At 62.0% G+C, this 16180-nt stretch carries 13 protein-coding genes; 10 read left to right on the top strand and 3 right to left on the bottom strand.

Annotated features, from left to right (window positions below; genetic code table 11):
- Window positions 1–118 precede the first annotated feature (118 nt).
- Together IU367_RS17940 and IU367_RS17935 are read right to left on the bottom strand one after the other, a co-directional pair.
- Window positions 119–565 (bottom strand): GNAT family N-acetyltransferase, encoded by a 447-nt coding sequence (locus tag IU367_RS17940; RefSeq protein WP_043142230.1) that lies wholly within the window; start codon window positions 563–565, stop codon window positions 119–121.
- Window positions 566–826: 261 nt separating this feature from the next.
- A complete protein-coding gene (locus tag IU367_RS17935; protein WP_043142228.1) occupies window positions 827–2077 on the bottom strand; it encodes a methyl-accepting chemotaxis protein in 1251 nt (416 codons plus the stop codon).
- A 31-nt stretch (window positions 2078–2108) separates the two neighbouring features.
- Between IU367_RS17935 and IU367_RS17930 the strand changes: the two genes are divergently transcribed.
- The 10 genes from IU367_RS17930 to IU367_RS17885 all read left to right on the top strand — a co-directional run bounded on the left by IU367_RS17930 (window position 2109) and on the right by IU367_RS17885 (window position 15645).
- Window positions 2109–2930: a potassium channel family protein gene (locus tag IU367_RS17930; protein ID WP_274452611.1), complete on the top strand. Its 822-nt coding sequence runs from the start codon at window positions 2109–2111 to the stop codon at window positions 2928–2930.
- Window positions 2931–3083: 153 nt separating this feature from the next.
- A complete protein-coding gene (locus IU367_RS17925; protein ID WP_043554990.1) occupies window positions 3084–3689 on the top strand; it encodes a TIGR04211 family SH3 domain-containing protein in 606 nt (201 codons plus the stop codon).
- Window positions 3690–4063: 374 nt separating this feature from the next.
- Window positions 4064–7228, top strand: coding sequence for a bifunctional proline dehydrogenase/L-glutamate gamma-semialdehyde dehydrogenase PutA (putA, locus tag IU367_RS17920; RefSeq protein ID WP_274452610.1), 3165 nt, complete (start codon window positions 4064–4066; stop codon window positions 7226–7228).
- Between the two features lie 208 nt (window positions 7229–7436).
- Window positions 7437–8216 (top strand): NAD(+) diphosphatase, encoded by a 780-nt coding sequence (gene nudC / locus IU367_RS17915; RefSeq protein ID WP_274452609.1) that lies wholly within the window; start codon window positions 7437–7439, stop codon window positions 8214–8216.
- A gap of 156 nt (window positions 8217–8372) precedes the next feature.
- Window positions 8373–9440: a uroporphyrinogen decarboxylase gene (gene hemE / locus IU367_RS17910; protein ID WP_043554988.1), complete on the top strand. Its 1068-nt coding sequence runs from the start codon at window positions 8373–8375 to the stop codon at window positions 9438–9440.
- A gap of 204 nt (window positions 9441–9644) precedes the next feature.
- Window positions 9645–10574: an ROK family protein gene (locus IU367_RS17905; protein WP_274452607.1), complete on the top strand. Its 930-nt coding sequence runs from the start codon at window positions 9645–9647 to the stop codon at window positions 10572–10574.
- 46 nt (window positions 10575–10620) lie between these two features.
- Entirely contained in the window at window positions 10621–11631 is a 1011-nt protein-coding gene (epd, locus tag IU367_RS17900) for an erythrose-4-phosphate dehydrogenase (RefSeq protein WP_043142216.1), read from the top strand.
- A 62-nt stretch (window positions 11632–11693) separates the two neighbouring features.
- A complete protein-coding gene (locus IU367_RS17895; protein ID WP_005318809.1) occupies window positions 11694–12857 on the top strand; it encodes a phosphoglycerate kinase in 1164 nt (387 codons plus the stop codon).
- Window positions 12858–12973: 116 nt separating this feature from the next.
- Window positions 12974–14053 (top strand): class II fructose-bisphosphate aldolase, encoded by a 1080-nt coding sequence (fbaA, locus tag IU367_RS17890; RefSeq protein WP_042872748.1) that lies wholly within the window; start codon window positions 12974–12976, stop codon window positions 14051–14053.
- A 287-nt stretch (window positions 14054–14340) separates the two neighbouring features.
- Entirely contained in the window at window positions 14341–15645 is a 1305-nt protein-coding gene (locus tag IU367_RS17885) for an NAD(P)/FAD-dependent oxidoreductase (protein ID WP_274452605.1), read from the top strand.
- A 51-nt stretch (window positions 15646–15696) separates the two neighbouring features.
- Here the strand turns inward: IU367_RS17885 and IU367_RS17880 are convergent, their stop codons facing one another.
- Window positions 15697–16110 carry a hypothetical protein gene (locus IU367_RS17880; protein WP_043142210.1) on the bottom strand — a complete coding sequence of 138 codons (414 nt, stop codon included), beginning with the start codon at window positions 16108–16110 and terminating at the stop codon, window positions 15697–15699.
- Window positions 16111–16180: the final 70 nt, after the last annotated feature.

The following is a 16180-nucleotide window of genomic DNA, read 5'->3' as shown; positions in this document are numbered from 1 at the left end:
GGCTCGGCACAGTGCGACGGGCGAGTCGCTCGCAGGTACTCTCATCAGGCTCAGTCTCGCCCCTGCGTCACAGCGCAGGGGCGAGCTGCATGAACCGGCGAGTGCTGTGTGGCCCTGTTCAGGGGCGCAGATAGATCTCGGGATCGTATTTTTCCATCAGGCTGGCCGGTTTGCGCGGCGGCGCGAAGCCAAAGTCGGCGTAGAGGCCGTGGGCATCCGAGGTCGCCAGGCTGAGGCGGCGCAGCCCCTGCAACTGAGGGTGAGCCAGGATAGCCGCCACCAGCGCCTTGCTGTGACCCCGGCCGCGATGGGCGGGCAGCACGAACACATCGGCCAGGTAGCCGAAAGTCGCTCTGTCCGTGATGACCCGGGCGAAGGCCACCTGCTGACCGGCGACATAGCCGCCGAAACAGAGGGAGTGGTTGATGGCTCTCTGTACCGTCGCCAGCGGAATGCCGAGGCACCAGTAGGCCTCCTCGGACAAAAATCGGTGGATCAAGGGCACGTCGAGTCGCCCCTTGTCGTCGCTTATCTCAAGTTGGGAGTGATCTTGTGGGTGCTGCATCCTGGCTCCTTGCCGTGACATGAATAAGAAAGGCCCCTCGCAGGGCCTTCCAGTTTACTCAAATCGCGGTCTCAGGCCAGTTTGAAAGCCTGGATGATGAACGCTGTCCAGGGTCTGGCTGTGGTGCACTATCCGCTCCTGTGTCCTGTCTGCGAGGTAACGCCTGTCAGGCCAGTTTGAAAGCCTGGATGATGAACGCTGTCCAGGGTCTGGCTGTGGTGCGCCATCCGCTCCTGTGTCCTGTCTGCGAGGTAACGCCCGTCAGGCCAGCTTGAAAGCCTGGATATGGGTATCCAGGGTCTGGCTGTGGTGCTCCACCAGCTCGGAGGCTTCCTGCAGCTCCCGCAGCACGACCACGGATCCTTCCACCACCTGCTTGACCTGCTCCAGGTTGCCGCTCATCTCCTCGGCCACCGAGCTCTGCTGTTCGGAGGCGGCGGCGATCTGGCGGTTCATGTCAGCCACCCCCTGTACCCGCTGCACTATGGTGGCGAGCTGATCTCCGGCCTGGGTCACCTGCTCCACCCCCTTGTCGGCCTGTTGCACGCTCTTGGCCATCAGTTCGGCGGCCTGGCGGGCATTGCCCTGCAACTGTTCGATCATCTTCTGGATCTCGACTGTGGCGGCCTGGGCCCGGTTGGCCAGCTCGCGCACCTCGGACGCCACCACGGCAAAGCCGCGACCCGCCTCACCGGCGCGGGCGGCCTCGATGGCGGCGTTAAGCGCCAGCAGGTTGGTCTGCTCCGAGATGCCGCGAATGGTATCCACGACGGATCCAATCTGCTCGACCCCCTGTTCCACCTGATTGACCACTGTGGAGGAGCGCTGGATGTTGCCGGAGAGGGTATCTATGGTGTTGACGGTGGCCGCCACGCAGCGGCTGCCCTCTTCGGCCAGCAGGCTGGTTTCGGCGGTGGCGTGGGAGGCTTGCTCCGCATGGGCGGCCACCTCGCGAATGGCGCCCACCATCTGGCTCATGGCGCTGGCCAGCTGCTCTATCTGGGTGAACTCCTCGCTGATGGCCTCGTTGGCCTCTTCCATGCAAAGGGTGACCTGGGAGGCGATGTCGTTGAGCTCCTTGCAGGCGACGCGCTGGGTGCCGAACACCTGCTTGAGATTCTCCTGGGAGTGGGCCACCGCCTTGGCGATGTCGCCGAACTCGTCGCGGGACTTGAGCAGCACCTTGTGGCTCAGATCCTTGCGGGCGAAGCGTTCAAGCAAGCCCACCAGGTAGTGCACCTGCTTGACCATGAGGCGGGAGCCGGTCAGCAGCAGCACCACGAAGATGACCCCCATCACGGCGGTTTCCATCACCCCGGTCCAGAGCAGGCGATCGGCAATGGCATTGGCCTTGTCGGCATCTATGCCCTCGCTCAGCAGGGTGGTTTCCAGATTGCTGGCGTCGAACCAGAGTTTGATTAGCAACAAAACAGTACTGAACACCATGAGCAGTACCACTTTGGGTACCAGCCGGATATTGCTCATTCGCCGCTCCAGCGGGTTTAACTGCATAATATTTCTCCTTTTAATGGCCGGTTTTCCTTTGTCCTCAGGACTATCGGCATTATCTTCTTTTTTATTAATTCGCACCGTGCCTAAAGTAGGAAAATGTATGCGACATCACTTAACTCACCTGCGCGCCATGGATCTGCTGATGGCGTTTCTGTCGGTGATCTCCGTTGCGCTGGTCTGCGCCCGCTGGTGGGGCCACTCGGACTGGACCCCCCAGACACTGCAGCTCTTCTATGACGTCGACAGTCTGATCTGCTACTTCTTCCTCGCCCACTTCGCCTATGGCTGGGTACGCGCCCGCGACAAGCGGGCCTTCTTCAAGGCGAACTGGTTCTATCTGCCGGGCAGCCTGCCGATGGTGGAACAGCTGCGCTGGGCGCGCCTGATCCAGCTGTGGCGTGTCTATCAGTTGCTGCGGGATCAGCCGGATCTGCTCGGCATGTTCCGCCGCGAGCGCAACGAGACCACCCTCTCGGGGATACTGTTTCTGTTCTTCCTGCTGCTGGGGGTGGGCTCGGGCGTCATGTATCTGATCGAATCGGGCCAGCCCGGCAGCCAGATCCAGACCCCTTACGATGCCTTCTGGTGGACGCTGGTGACCTTGTCGACCGTGGGTTACGGCGATCTGGTGCCCAAGACGGAGGAGGGGCGCTTCGTCGCCAGCCTGCTGATCCTGTTCGGAGTCGGTCTGTTCGGTGCCATCAGCGGCTTCATGGCCAGCCTGTTTCTGCAGCCGGGGCGGGGGGATGGCGAACAGGAGAAGTGGCGGCATCACCAGAGTGCCCAGCAGGATCTGCTGCTGCAGGAGCTGCGAGCCCTGCGTGCCGAGGTGAAGGCGCTGAAACAGAAGTAGCCTGCGGCGTCTGGAATGGTCGCGTGGGGGAGGGGACAAGTTGCGAGCCAGCTCTCAGCTCGGGGGGAGGCGCTTTTCTTTGCTTGTCCTTTGACCCGCTGGCGGCTTAACATTCGGCCAGTCACCTAACCAAATGAAGAGAATCGATCGACCATGCGCGCCCTTCTCGGGATCCTGATCTGCTTGTGTGCCCAACAGGCACTGGCCGATACCCGTTATGTCTCAGACAACATCTTTACCTTTATCCACAATGGTCCGGGTACCCAGTACCGGATCCTCGGCAGCGTCAAGGCTGGTGAACCGCTGGAAGTAAAGGCGGTGAACAACGAGGCCGGCTTCACCCAGGTGGTGGACGGTCGTGGCCGCGATGGCTGGATCAAGAACAGCGAGCTGCAGGGCGAGATCAGCCTGCGCGAGCGGCTGCCTCAGGTCCAGAAAGAGCTGGAGGAGCTCAAGGCTCGCCTGCAGAACCTCAACGGTGACAACGAAAAACGCTTCACCGAGAAGGATGGCAAGATCGCCGAGCAGAGCAAGGAGATCGCCAGCCTGAAGGCCCAGCTCGCCAGCCAGAGCGAGGAGATGGGGAACCTCAAGGAGCAGAACGACGCCCTGACCCAGAGCTATGACAACCAGGAGCACGACATGCAGATGGACTGGTTCATCCGCGGTGGTGCCATGGTGGGCGGCGGCATACTGCTCGGTATCCTGCTCCCCATGCTGCCCCGTCGTCGCAGCCGCGGCGAGCGCTGGATGAACTGATGTGCATGCTGCTATCCATGTTCAGCCCCGTCGTCGCAGCCGTGGCGAGCGCTGGATGAATTGAGCGGCATCTTGCCATCAGCGTGGTAAATGCAGGACCAACGGACCGTTTCTGTCGGTCGGATGAAGAAGGGTCGCAATAGCGACCCTTCTTTTTTGCTCCGCATAAAATTGTATACAAAATAAGGCGATGAAATTGCCCACCTCGCCAGCTCCCGGCTTTAACGCGCGCCAAATGAGCCAATCAGCGATATTTGTTAATATCAGGCAACAATTTCATTTCATCTATGGGGCGATATTGTATACATTGTCGGCGTTTCGGCGGCACGGCCGCCTTCGTCGATATAGCCTGCGGGCGTACAGGAAGACCCCATATGTTCAAAGCCACTCAAGTTCTTGCAGCTGACTACCTTCCCTCCGATCTGGCCGCCCTGCGCGAAGCCATCACCCAGAATTACGTGGTGGATGAAAACGCCTATCTGGCGGAGCTCTCTGCCATGTTGCCGGGGGATGGCGCCTCGCTGGAGCGGGTGACCCAGCGTGCCCGTACCCTGGTGACCAAGGTACGCAAGGAGAGTGGCTCCGGCGACGGCATAGACGCCTTCCTGCAGGAGTACAGCCTGGACACCCAGGAGGGGATCATACTGATGTGCCTGGCCGAGGCACTGCTGCGCATTCCCGATGCCGAGACCGCCGACGCCCTGATCAAAGACAAGCTCTCCGGCGCCAACTGGTCGTCCCATTTTCGCAAGAGCGACTCCACCCTGGTCAACGCCTCCACCTGGGGCCTGATGCTGACCGGCAAGATCATCAAGCTGGACAAGAAGCTGGACGGCAATCCGGCCAACATGCTGGGCCGCATGGTCAACAAGCTGGGCGAGCCCGTGGTGCGCTCCGCCATGTACGCCGCCATGAAGATCATGGGCAAGCAGTTCGTGCTGGGGCGCGACATGAAGGAGGCGCTGAAGGCGAGCCGCAAGTCCCGGGAGAAGGGTTACACCCACACCTATGACATGCTGGGGGAGTCCGCCCTGACCCTGGCCGATGCGGACAAGTATTTCGGCGACTACCAGCGCGCCATCGAGGCGGTCGGCAATGAGCGCATCAGCGACGGCGGCCCGGCCCCCTCCATCTCCATCAAGCTGTCGGCGCTGCATCCGCGCTATGACGTGGCGAACCGCGAGCGGGTGCTCGGCGAGATGAGCGAGCGACTGGTGGGGCTGGTGCGTCTGGCCCGTGACAAGGACGTGGCCATCAGCATAGATGCCGAGGAGATGGACCGACTCGAACTGTCGCTGGACCTGTTCGAGCAACTCTATCGCTCCGAGGCCAACCGTGGCTGGGGCAAGCTCGGCATGGTGGTGCAGGCCTACTCCAAGCGTGCCCTGCCGGTGCTCTGCTGGTTGACGGGGCTGGCCCGCGAGCAGGGGGATCTGATCCCGGTGCGGCTGGTGAAAGGAGCTTACTGGGACAGCGAGCTGAAATATGCCCAGCAGGCCGGTCTGCCCGGCTACCCGCTGTTTACCCGCAAGGCGGGTACCGACATCTCCTACCTCGCCTGCGCCCGCTACCTGCTGAGCGAGCCGACCCGCGGCTTCATCTCGCCCCAGTTTGCCACCCACAACGCCAATACAGTGGTCAGCATCCTGGAGATGGCCGGCGATCGTCAGTTCGAGTTCCAGCGCCTGCACGGCATGGGGGAGGAGCTGCACAACGCCGTGCTCAGCGAATGTCCCGGCCTGCACTGCCGCATCTATGCGCCGGTGGGTGCCCACAAGGATCTGCTGCCCTACCTGGTGCGCCGCCTGCTGGAGAACGGAGCCAACACCTCCTTCGTCCACAAGCTGGTGGATCCCAACACCCCGGTGGACAGCCTGGCCGAGCACCCGCTGCGCACCCTGAAGCGCTATGGCAGCCTGGCCAACGACCGCATTCCGCAGCCGGTGAACCTGTTCAGCGACCGCAAGAACTCCAGCGGCGTCAACATGAACATAGTCTCCATCCAGCGCCCCTTCTTCGCCAAGCTGAAGGAGCTGGAGAGCAAGCAGTGGCTGGCCGGCCCCATAGTCGATGGGGAGACCCTCAAGCGCAGCGAGGCCCGTACCGTGCTGAGCCCGCAGGACGTGAGCCAGCTAGTGGGCAAGATCCACTGGGCCGACGAGCAGGCGGTGGAGCAGGCGCTGGCCTCGGCCCATGCCGCCTTCCCGCGCTGGCGCGAGACGCCGGTGAGCGAGCGCGCCGCCGCGCTGGAGAAGCTGGCGGATCTGCTGGAAGCGAACCGCGAGCAGTTCATCTCCTTGTGTACCCGTGAGGCGGGCAAGCTGCTGCAGGATGGTATCGACGAGGTGCGCGAGGCGGTGGACTTCTGCCGCTACTACGCGGTGCAGGCCCGTGGCCTGATGGGGCAGGCGACTCTGCTGCCCGGCTACACGGGTGAGCAGAACGAGCTGTTCCTGCAGGGCCGTGGCGTGTTCGTCTGCATCAGCCCGTGGAACTTCCCGCTGGCCATCTTCCTCGGTCAAATCGCGGCAGCGCTGGCCACCGGCAACACAGTCATCGCCAAACCGGCGGAGCAGACCGGTCTCATCGCCCATCTGGCTGTGACCCTGGCCCATCAGGCCGGCATTCCGGGCGACGTGCTGCAACTGCTGCCGGGCGATGGCGCCACAGTGGGTGCCAAACTGACGGCGGATGCCCGCATCGGCGGCGTCTGCTTCACCGGCTCCACCGAGACTGCCAAGCTCATCAACATGACCCTGGCCCAGCGTGATGGCGCCATACTGCCGCTCATCGCCGAGACCGGTGGTCAGAACGCCATGATTGTCGACTCCACCGCCCTGCCTGAGCAGGTGGTGCGCGACGTGGTGAGCGCCGCCTTCCAGAGCGCCGGCCAGCGCTGCTCCGCCCTGCGGGTGCTCTACCTGCAGGAAGAGATAGCGCCGCGGGTGCTGGAGATCCTGACCGGTGCCCTGCAGGAGCTGAAAGTGGGCAACCCGGCCGAACACAATACCGACGTGGGCCCGGTCATCGATGCCGAGGCCAAGGCCGGGCTGGATGCGCACCTGGTGCACATGATCCCGCGTGCCCGCCTGATCGCCCAGGCCCCCATGCCAGCCGTGACCCTGGGGGGCCACTTCGTGCAGCCGACCGCGCTGGAGATCGGCTCCATCCGCGAGCTGGTGAAGGAGCAATTCGGCCCCATCCTGCACGTGGTGCGCTACGCCGCCAAGGAGCTGGACACTGTGATCGCGGATATCAACGGCACCGGCTACGGCCTGACGCTGGGGATCCACAGCCGCAACGAATCCCATGCCGAGGAGCTGGCCAGCCGCATCAGCGTGGGCAACGTCTACATCAACCGCAACCAGATAGGCGCCATGGTCGGGGTGCAGCCGTTCGGTGGGCAGGGCCTCTCCGGCACAGGCCCCAAGGCGGGCGGCCCCCATTACCTGAGCCGCTTTGTGACCGAGAAGACCCGCACCATCAACACCACTGCGGTGGGCGGCAACGCCTCCCTGCTGGCGATGGGCGATGCCTGAGCGGCATTGAGATTCCCAAAACCAAGGCCGCCTGCGGGCGGCCTTTCTATTGGTACTACCTTGCCCTTTGGGCTGCCATCTTGGGGTCGCCAGCGGGCCCATGCGGTCGTAATATGGTCGCGACTCGTCACTTTTCACCGAGCCGCGTCCGGTGCATCATGCCGGACAAGCCATTCTCATCTGACGTCGCAACAAGAGTGTTCATCTGATGCCATTAACCGAACAGGCCCGCTGGTTCGTGCTGGGGGGCGATCACCTCGTCCTGCTGGATGAACAGGGGCGCATTCCACAAGGCCCCCGCGCCAGCTTGCCAGCCCATCTGCAATTCGCCACCTTTGAGCATTTTGATGAGTGGGGCGATCTGCCCTGTTATCTGCTGGATCTGGGGGTCGAAGCCGACCCAGGCCGGCTCATGCCGCTGCGCCAGCTGATGGTGGCCGGCGATGAAGAGGGTTTTCGCCTTGGGGGCCGTGCCTGGCAACTGGCCACCTTCCGCCGCAGCCATCGCTTCTGCGGCGAGTGTGGCGCTCCCATGGCGCCCAAGAGCGGGGAGTGGGCACAGATGTGCCGGCAGGGTCATGTCGTCTACCCGCGCATCTCCCCCTGCATCATAGTGGCGGTGCGCAAGGGACCGGCGATCCTGCTGGCGGCCCATCGCCGTCACTATCAGGCGGACGATCCCATGTATACCGTGCTGGCCGGCTTCGTGGAGGCGGGTGAGAATCTGGAGCAGTGTGTGGCGCGGGAGGTGTTCGAGGAGAGCGGCATCCGGGTGCGCAACGTGCGCTACGTGGCGAGCCAGCCCTGGCCCTTCCCCCACAGCCTGATGATGGGCTTCACCGCCGACTACGAGAGCGGCGAGATCCGGGTGCAGGATGAAGAGCTGGTGGCCGCCGACTTCTTCGAGGCAGACCGGCTGCCAAGGCTGCCCCCCCACGGCACCATAGCGCGGCGCCTGATCGCGCTCAGCCTGGGCGAGGCTGGCTGAGGTCGGGTTGAGCCTGGCAAAAAACGGGGCGCTTGTTTGCGCCCCTTCACATCTTTGCACTCCGGCGGCCCTGCGGCGCGTTTGGGCCGCCCGCCGCCGCGCACAAAGTGGTATCATATCCGCCATTTTATGCTGGATATGAACTCAGGAACTGGGATGAAAGAGCTGAAGAACGATCGATACCTGCGTGCCCTGCTGCGCCAGGAAGTGGACATGACCCCGGTATGGATGATGCGCCAGGCTGGCCGCTACCTGCCGGAATACAAGGCGACCCGCGCCGTCGCGGGGGACTTCATGTCCCTGTGCCGCAACGCCGAGCTGGCCTGTGAAGTCACCCTGCAGCCGCTGCGCCGCTATCCCCTCGATGCCGCCATCCTCTTCTCCGACATCCTGACAGTGCCCGACGCCATGGGGCTGGGCCTATACTTCGAACACGGCGAAGGCCCGCGCTTCGAGCGCCCCATCAAATCCATGGCCGACGTGCAGGCGCTGCCCATCCCGGATCCGGAAGACGAGCTCGGCTACGTGATGAACGCGGTGCGCACCATACGCCGCGAGCTCAAGGGCGAGGTGCCGCTCATCGGCTTCTCCGGCAGCCCCTGGACCCTGGCCACCTACATGGTGGAGGGGGGCAGCTCCAAGGCCTTCACCAAGATCAAGCAGATGATGTATGCAGAGCCCATGACACTGCACCTGCTGCTGGACAAGCTGGCGGACAGCGTGATCAGTTATCTGAATGCCCAGATCAAGGCCGGCGCCCAGTCTGTCATGGTGTTCGACACCTGGGGCGGCGTGCTGACCCCGCGGGATTATCGCGACTTCTCCCTGCAGTACATGCACAAGATCGTCGATGGCCTGATCCGTGAAAATGAGGGCCGCCGCGTGCCGGTCACCCTGTTCACCAAGAACGGCGGCCAGTGGCTTGAGCAGATCGCCGCCACAGGTTGCGATGCGCTGGGACTGGACTGGACCATAGACATAGCGGATGCCAAGCGCCGGGTCGGTGACAAGGTGGCACTGCAGGGCAACATGGATCCCTCCATGCTCTATGCCGCGCCAGCGCGCATTCGCGAAGAGGTCGCCACCATTTTGGCGGGCTTTGGCAGCGGCAACGGCCACGTCTTCAACCTGGGCCACGGCATCCATCAGGATGTGGACCCGGAGCACGCCGGCGTCTTCGTCAATGCGGTGCACGAGCTGTCGGCTCAGTATCACGGCCGCTGAGACCGGTGAAAAGCACAGTGAGAACGGGGCCTGCGGGCCCCGTTTTGTTATCCGGCCCGCCCTGGTTTGGGGCTGCATCCCGGCCCCGGCTCGGGTTACACTGCGCCACACTCGCGGATAAATGAAGAGCAAGATGGGCGGTCGCAGCTGAGGCGGAAACGTAGCGTCCTCGCGGCAGCATCCTTGGTCATGGCAGGAGGCAAGATGAGCAAGAAGTCACTGGATTGGGGCATAGATCTCGGTGGTACCAAGTGTGAATGCGTGGTGCTCGATGGCGACGAGGTGCTGCTGCGCCATCGCATCCCCACCGAGCGCCAGGGCGGCTATCAGCACATGATCGGCCAGATCGCCAAACTGGTGGACGAGTGCGCCGCCAGGCTGGGCCAGCGGCCGAGCGTGCTGGGCATGGGCACGCCGGGGGCGCGGGATCCGCAGACCGGGCTGATGAAGAACTGCAACACCACCGAGCTCAACGGCAAGCCGTTCAAGGAAGACCTGGAGCGCAAGTTGGGCGTGCCCGTGCTGATTGCCAACGACGCCAACTGCTTCGCCCTGGCGGAGACCCACCTGGGGGCGGTGCGCCAGCACCATCCCTCTGCACGCGTGGTATTCGGCATCATAATGGGTACCGGGGTCGGTTCCGGCATCGTCATCAATGGCCAGATCCTCAACGGCCACCACGGCATCGCCGGGGAGTGGGGCCACAACGTGCTCTCCCCCGACGGGCCCGAGTGCTACTGCGGCAAGCGCGGCTGCGTTGAGACCTTCATCAGCGGCCCAGCGCTGGAAGCCTGGTATCAGGCCAAGGCCAAGCGTCATCTGTCGCTGGCCCAGATTGCGGCGGCCAGCGCCCACGATCACGTGGCCAAGCTCACCATAGACAGACTGCACCTGCTGTTTGGTCAGGCGCTGGCCAACGTGGTCAACATTCTGGATCCGGATGTCATCGTCATCGGCGGCGGGGTCGGCAACGTGCAGAGTCTCTACAGTGCCGGGCGGCAGACAATTTTGCCCTTCCTCTTTAATCCCCGCTTCGCGACCCCCATTATTGCTCCAGCCCTGGGGGATAGCGCCGGGGTGTTCGGGGCCGCCTTGCTGGCCCGTGGCGTATTCCAGGATGCCCTGCTGTCGTGAGCCATCCATCTGCCCTCTTTGCCGTCGCTAAGGACACACTTTTTCCATGATCAAGATTGCCATCAATGGTTACGGGCGGATCGGCCGCAACGTGTTGCGCGCCCTCTATGAAAGCGGGCGCGATCAGACCATCAAGATAGTTGCCATCAACGAACTGGCGGCGCCCGAAGCCATGGTGCACCTCACCCGTTTCGACACCAGCCACGGCCGCTTCCGGTATCCGGTGCAGCTGGCCGGCAGCAGCATGCTGGTGGGGGAGGATCTCATCTCCCTGTTCGCCGAGCGGGATCCCGCCAACCTGCCGTGGCGGGCGCTGGGGGTGGATGTGGTGCTGGACTGCACCGGGGTATTTGGCTCGCGGGCCGATGCCGAGCGCCACCTGGGAGCGGGTGCGGGCAAGGTCTTGTTCTCCCATCCGGCGGATGCGGACGTGGATGCGACCATAGTCTACGGGGTGAACCATCAGGTGCTGACAGGAAGGGAGCGGATCGTCTCCAACGCCTCCTGTACCACCAACTGCGTGGTGCCCGTCATAGAAACATTGCATCGAGAATTCGAGATAAATTGTGGTACTATTACGACAATTCATTCGGCCATGCATGATCAGCAAGTCATCGATGCCTACCACAGTGACTTGCGTCGAACCCGTGCTGCCAGCCAGTCCATCATCCCGGTGGATACCAAGCTGGCAAAGGGGTTGGAGCGAATCCTCCCCCACTTCGCCGGCAAGTTCGAGGCGATCGCGGTACGGGTACCGACCATCAACGTAACCGCAATGGATCTCAGTATTACTGTTCGTAAAAAAGTGACGGTTACTGACGTAAATCAAGCCCTGCAACGGGCATCCAGAGGTACATTAAGCGGTATTCTGGATTACACGGAAGAGCCATTGGTCTCCGTAGACTTTAATCATGATGCACACTCCTGCATCATTGATGGTACCCAGACCCGGGTCAGCGATGCCAACCTCGTCAAGATGTTGATGTGGTGCGATAACGAATGGGGCTTCGCCAACCGTATGCTGGATACCACCCGGGCCATGATGGCCGCAGGCTGAAAGCCTGCACCGGGCGCAAGGTTACTGTTTTTAACATTACCTGAAAATATAGAGGACTGAATATGTCTGTTATCAAGATGACCGACCTGGATCTGGCGGGTAAACGCGTACTGATCCGTGCTGACCTGAACGTGCCGGTAAAAGACGGCAAGGTCACTTCCGACGCACGTATCGTGGCGACGCTGCCGACCATCAAGCTGGCTCTGGAAAAGGGCGCCAAGCTGATGATCACCTCCCACCTGGGTCGCCCGACCGAGGGTGAATACAACGAAGAGTTCTCCCTGGCTCCGGTTGTCAACTATCTGAAAGACGCTCTGTCCTGCCCGGTCCGCCTGGCCAAGGATTACCTGGATGGCGTAGATGTCGCCGCCGGTGAGCTGGTTGTGCTGGAAAACTGCCGTTTCAACAAAGGCGAGAAGAAAAACACCGAAGAGCTGGCCAAAAAATACGCCGCCCTGTGTGACGTCTTTGTAATGGATGCATTCGGTACTGCTCACCGCGCCGAAGGTTCTACCTACGGTGTGGCTCAATTTGCCCCGATCGCCTGTGCAGGCCCCCTGTTGGCCGGTGAACTGGAAGCCCTGGGCAAAGCCATGCTCAAGCCCGAGCGCCCCATGGTTGCCATCGTGGGCGGCTCCAAGGTCTCCACCAAGCTGACCGTGCTGGAATCCCTCTCCAAGATCGCTGACCAGCTGGTGGTCGGTGGTGGCATCGCCAACACCTTCATCGCGGCTGCCGGTCACAACGTCGGCAAGTCCCTGTGTGAACACGACCTGCTCGACACCGCCAAGAAACTGGCCGCCGAGACCAACATTCCGGTCACCACAGACGTGGTCGTGGGTACCGAGTTCTCCGAGTCCACTCCGGCCACCATCAAGTCCGTCTCCGACGTGACCGACGGCGACATGATCTTCGACATCGGCCCTGACTCTGCCAAGGCCCTGGCCGACATCATCATGAACGCCAAGACCATTCTGTGGAACGGCCCGGTCGGCGTGTTCGAGTTCGACCAGTTCTCTGCAGGCACCAAGGTGATCGCCGAAGCCATTGCTGCTTCCCCGGCCTTCTCCATCGCTGGCGGTGGTGACACCCTGGCCGCCATCGACAAGTTCGGCATCGCCGACAAAGTCTCCTACATCTCCACCGGCGGCGGCGCCTTCCTGGAGTTCGTAGAAGGCAAGGTACTGCCGGCTGTTGCGATGCTGGAACAGCGCGCCAAAGCCTAATTGACCCGAGACGGGGGGCAAAAGCCTCCCGTTTCGTTTATCATGTGGCCGCTGTGCCGGTTCATGATGAACCCCCCATTTTTTATTAACGGCATACGAGAACAGGACGATTAAACATGTCTAAGAAAATTTTCGACTTCGTAAAACCCGGCGTGATCACTGGTGATGACGTTCAGAAAGTATTCGCCATCGCCAAAGAAAACGGCTTTGCTCTGCCGGCCGTCAACTGCGTAGGTACCGACTCCGTTAACGCCGTGCTGGAAGCTGCCGCCAAGGTCAAAGCGCCGGTTATCGTTCAGTTCTCCAACGGTGGTGCCGTATTCACCGCCGGCAAGGGTCTGAAGCTGGAAGGCCAGAAAGCCGCCATCCTGGGTGCCATCTCCGGCGCCAAGCACGTTCACGCCGTTGCCGAAGCCTATGGCATCCCGGTTATCCTGCACACCGACCACGCTGCCAAGAAGCTGCTGCCGTGGATCGACGGTCTGCTGGAAGCGGGCGAGAAGCACTTTGCCGAAACCGGCAAGCCGCTGTTCTCCTCCCACATGCTGGATCTGTCCGAAGAGTCTCTGGAAGAGAACATCGACATCTGCTGCGAGTACCTGACCCGCATGGCCAAGATGAACATGACTCTGGAGCTGGAACTGGGTTGCACCGGTGGCGAAGAAGACGGTGTGGACAACAGCCACATGGATCAATCTGCCCTGTACACCCAGCCGGAAGACGTGGCTTACGCCTACGAGCGTCTGTCCAAGATCAGCCCGCGTTTCACCATCGCTGCCTCCTTCGGCAACGTGCACGGTGTTTACAAGCCGGGTAACGTCAAGCTGACCCCGTCCATCCTGGACGCTTCCCAGAAGTTCGTTTCCGAGAAGTTCGGTCTGCCTGCCAAGTCCCTGGACTTCGTGTTCCACGGTGGTTCAGGTTCTACACTGGAAGAGATCCGCGAGTCCATCTCCTACGGCGTCGTGAAGATGAACATCGACACCGATACCCAGTGGGCTACCTGGGAAGGTCTGTTGCACTTCTACAAGACCAACGAAGCTTACCTGCAAGGTCAGCTGGGCAACCCGGAAGGCGCTGACAAGCCGAACAAGAAGTTCTACGATCCGCGCGTATGGCTGCGTGCCGGTCAGACTTCCATGATCGCCCGTCTGGAGAAAGCCTTCTCCGACCTGAACGCCATCAACGTACTGTAATTCGTTACCGTATCTTGATTGCTGCAAAGGCGCCCCTCGGGGCGCCTTTCGTGTTGGTGGGGGCCAGTGCCAGACCCTGATCGCAGCAAAGACCTCCTGCTGTATCCGGGGAAATGGGTCTGTCGATGGCCGGCCTCAAGCCACAAAAACAACAAAAGGTGTCCTTTGGGACGCCTTTTGCATTTCTGTGATCCACGGAGGCTGGATTGGTGGCGGGGGGCTGGGTATTATCGATGACAGGTTGTTTATTTTAGTAAACGCATGGCTACCAAGGCAGGACGCTGAGTATGCAGGCAGGAAAGCACAACGGACATCAGGAACACGTGGCCTCCTATTACGCGGCCACCCGCAACGACAATCAGCAGTGGCCCGAGCTCAGCGGTGAGCTCAATGCCGACGTCTGCATCATAGGTGGCGGTTTCACCGGCCTTAACACCGCCATCAACCTGGCACAGGCGGGCTACAAGGTGGCCCTGCTGGAGGCGAACCGCATCGGCTGGGGGGCGTCCGGCCGCAACGGCGGCCAGCTCATTCGCGGCATAGGCCACGACACCGGCCAGTTTGCCCGCTGGATCGGCGAGCAGGGGGTACGCGAGCTGGATCTGATGGGGCTGGAGGCGGTACAGCTGGTGCGAGAGCGCATCGAGTACTTCAACATCGACTGCGACCTCACCTGGGGCTATTGCGATCTGGCGACCCGCCAGCGTCATCTGGCCGGGTTTGAAGAGGAGGCGGCGCATCTGGCCAGCCTGGGCTATCAGCACGAGATCAAGCTGGTACCACGGGAGGAGATCCACTCTGTGGTGGGGTCTGATCGCTATATCGGCGGCATGATCGACATGGGGTCGGGCCACCTGCATCCCCTCAACCTGGCGCTTGGCGAGGCGCGTGCCGCCGCCAGCCTGGGGGTCGCCCTGTTCGAACAGTCCAGGGTGGCGCATATCGATTATGGCGATCGGGTGCAGATCACCACGGCCCACGGCCGGGTCTGCAGCGATTATCTGGTGATCGGCTGCAACGCCTATCTCAACGATCTCAATCCCGAACTGGGGGGGAGGGTGCTGCCGGCCGGCTCCTATATTCTCGCCACCGAAGTGCTGGAGAAGCGGCTGCGCCAGCGTCTGCTGCCGCAAAACATGGCGGTGTGCGATCAGAACGTGGCGCTCGACTACTACCGCCTCTCCGCCGACGGACGCCTGCTGTTTGGCGGCGCCTGCAACTATTCAGGAAGAGATCCGAGGGATATCAAGGCCTTTATGCAGCCCAAGCTGCAGCGGGTGTTTCCCGAGCTGGCGGACGTGGCCATCGAGTTCCAGTGGGGCGGCATGATAGGGATAGGGGCCAACCGCCTGCCACAGATTGGCCGCTTGCAGGATCATCCCAACGTCTTCTATGCCCAGGCCTATTCCGGTCACGGCCTCAACGCCACGCACATGGCGGCCAAGCTGGTGGCAGAGGCGATCAAGGGGGAGAGCCGGGGTTTCGATCTGTTCAGCAGCGTGCCCCACATGACCTTCCCCGGTGGCCCAGCGCTGCGCTCGCCCCTGCTGGCGCTCGGCATGCTGTGGCACCGGATGAAGGATCTGCTGTAAGGGGCGAGAAAAACAGCCGAAGGGGTGCGGCTTTGGCCGGCGGGGAGGCGTTTACTGAGGGGGCTCGGCCAGGCGCCAGCCTTGCTCGGTTTTCATCATCCAGACGTCGGCCTGTTGCGGCAGCACCTGGCCCGCCTCGAACTCGCCGTATTTGCGCTCCAGCTCCATCAGTCCCATCTCCTGCTGGAAGGGGCCTACCCTGTCATAGACCAGGTCCTCGTCGTGCTGCACCCGCAACTGATCCAGCCCCTGCTTGAAATGGAGTTGGTAGCTCACCTTGATCAGATAGACCCCCTCCATCCGTTCCTCCTTGTCGATAAGGGTGAAGTCGCTGATCTCGAACAGATGGGTATCTGTCTCTGCCTGCAGCTTGGCGGTTACCTGGGTCTGGATCGCCTCTTCACCGGGACCTGCGTAACAGCCATATAGCCAGAGGGCCAGCAGGGGGATGAACCACTTTTTCATCAAAACTCCGGACAAGTGCGAAACAGGAGGGCAGATTGTGCCATGCGAACGAGCGGTGGCAAACCTCGGC

Origin of the sequence: Aeromonas bestiarum (genome assembly GCF_028751155.1) — a bacterium.
GTDB classification, from domain to species: domain Bacteria; phylum Pseudomonadota; class Gammaproteobacteria; order Enterobacterales; family Aeromonadaceae; genus Aeromonas; species Aeromonas bestiarum.
The sequence above is the reverse complement of the archived record's forward strand: the minus strand, read 5'-3'. Positions and strand labels throughout refer to the sequence as shown.

Coding starts and splice junctions, on each gene's coding strand:
- IU367_RS17940 (WP_043142230.1), bottom strand. CDS start 565: ATGCAGCACCCACAAGATCACTCCCAACTTGAGATAAGCGACGACAAG.
- IU367_RS17935 (WP_043142228.1), bottom strand. CDS start 2,077: ATGCAGTTAAACCCGCTGGAGCGGCGAATGAGCAATATCCGGCTGGTA.
- IU367_RS17925 (WP_043554990.1), top strand. CDS start 3,084: ATGCGCGCCCTTCTCGGGATCCTGATCTGCTTGTGTGCCCAACAGGCA.
- putA (WP_274452610.1), top strand. CDS start 4,064: ATGTTCAAAGCCACTCAAGTTCTTGCAGCTGACTACCTTCCCTCCGAT.
- nudC (WP_274452609.1), top strand. CDS start 7,437: ATGCCATTAACCGAACAGGCCCGCTGGTTCGTGCTGGGGGGCGATCAC.
- hemE (WP_043554988.1), top strand. CDS start 8,373: ATGAAAGAGCTGAAGAACGATCGATACCTGCGTGCCCTGCTGCGCCAG.
- IU367_RS17905 (WP_274452607.1), top strand. CDS start 9,645: ATGAGCAAGAAGTCACTGGATTGGGGCATAGATCTCGGTGGTACCAAG.
- epd (WP_043142216.1), top strand. CDS start 10,621: ATGATCAAGATTGCCATCAATGGTTACGGGCGGATCGGCCGCAACGTG.
- IU367_RS17895 (WP_005318809.1), top strand. CDS start 11,694: ATGTCTGTTATCAAGATGACCGACCTGGATCTGGCGGGTAAACGCGTA.
- fbaA (WP_042872748.1), top strand. CDS start 12,974: ATGTCTAAGAAAATTTTCGACTTCGTAAAACCCGGCGTGATCACTGGT.
- IU367_RS17885 (WP_274452605.1), top strand. CDS start 14,341: ATGCAGGCAGGAAAGCACAACGGACATCAGGAACACGTGGCCTCCTAT.
- IU367_RS17880 (WP_043142210.1), bottom strand. CDS start 16,110: ATGAAAAAGTGGTTCATCCCCCTGCTGGCCCTCTGGCTATATGGCTGT.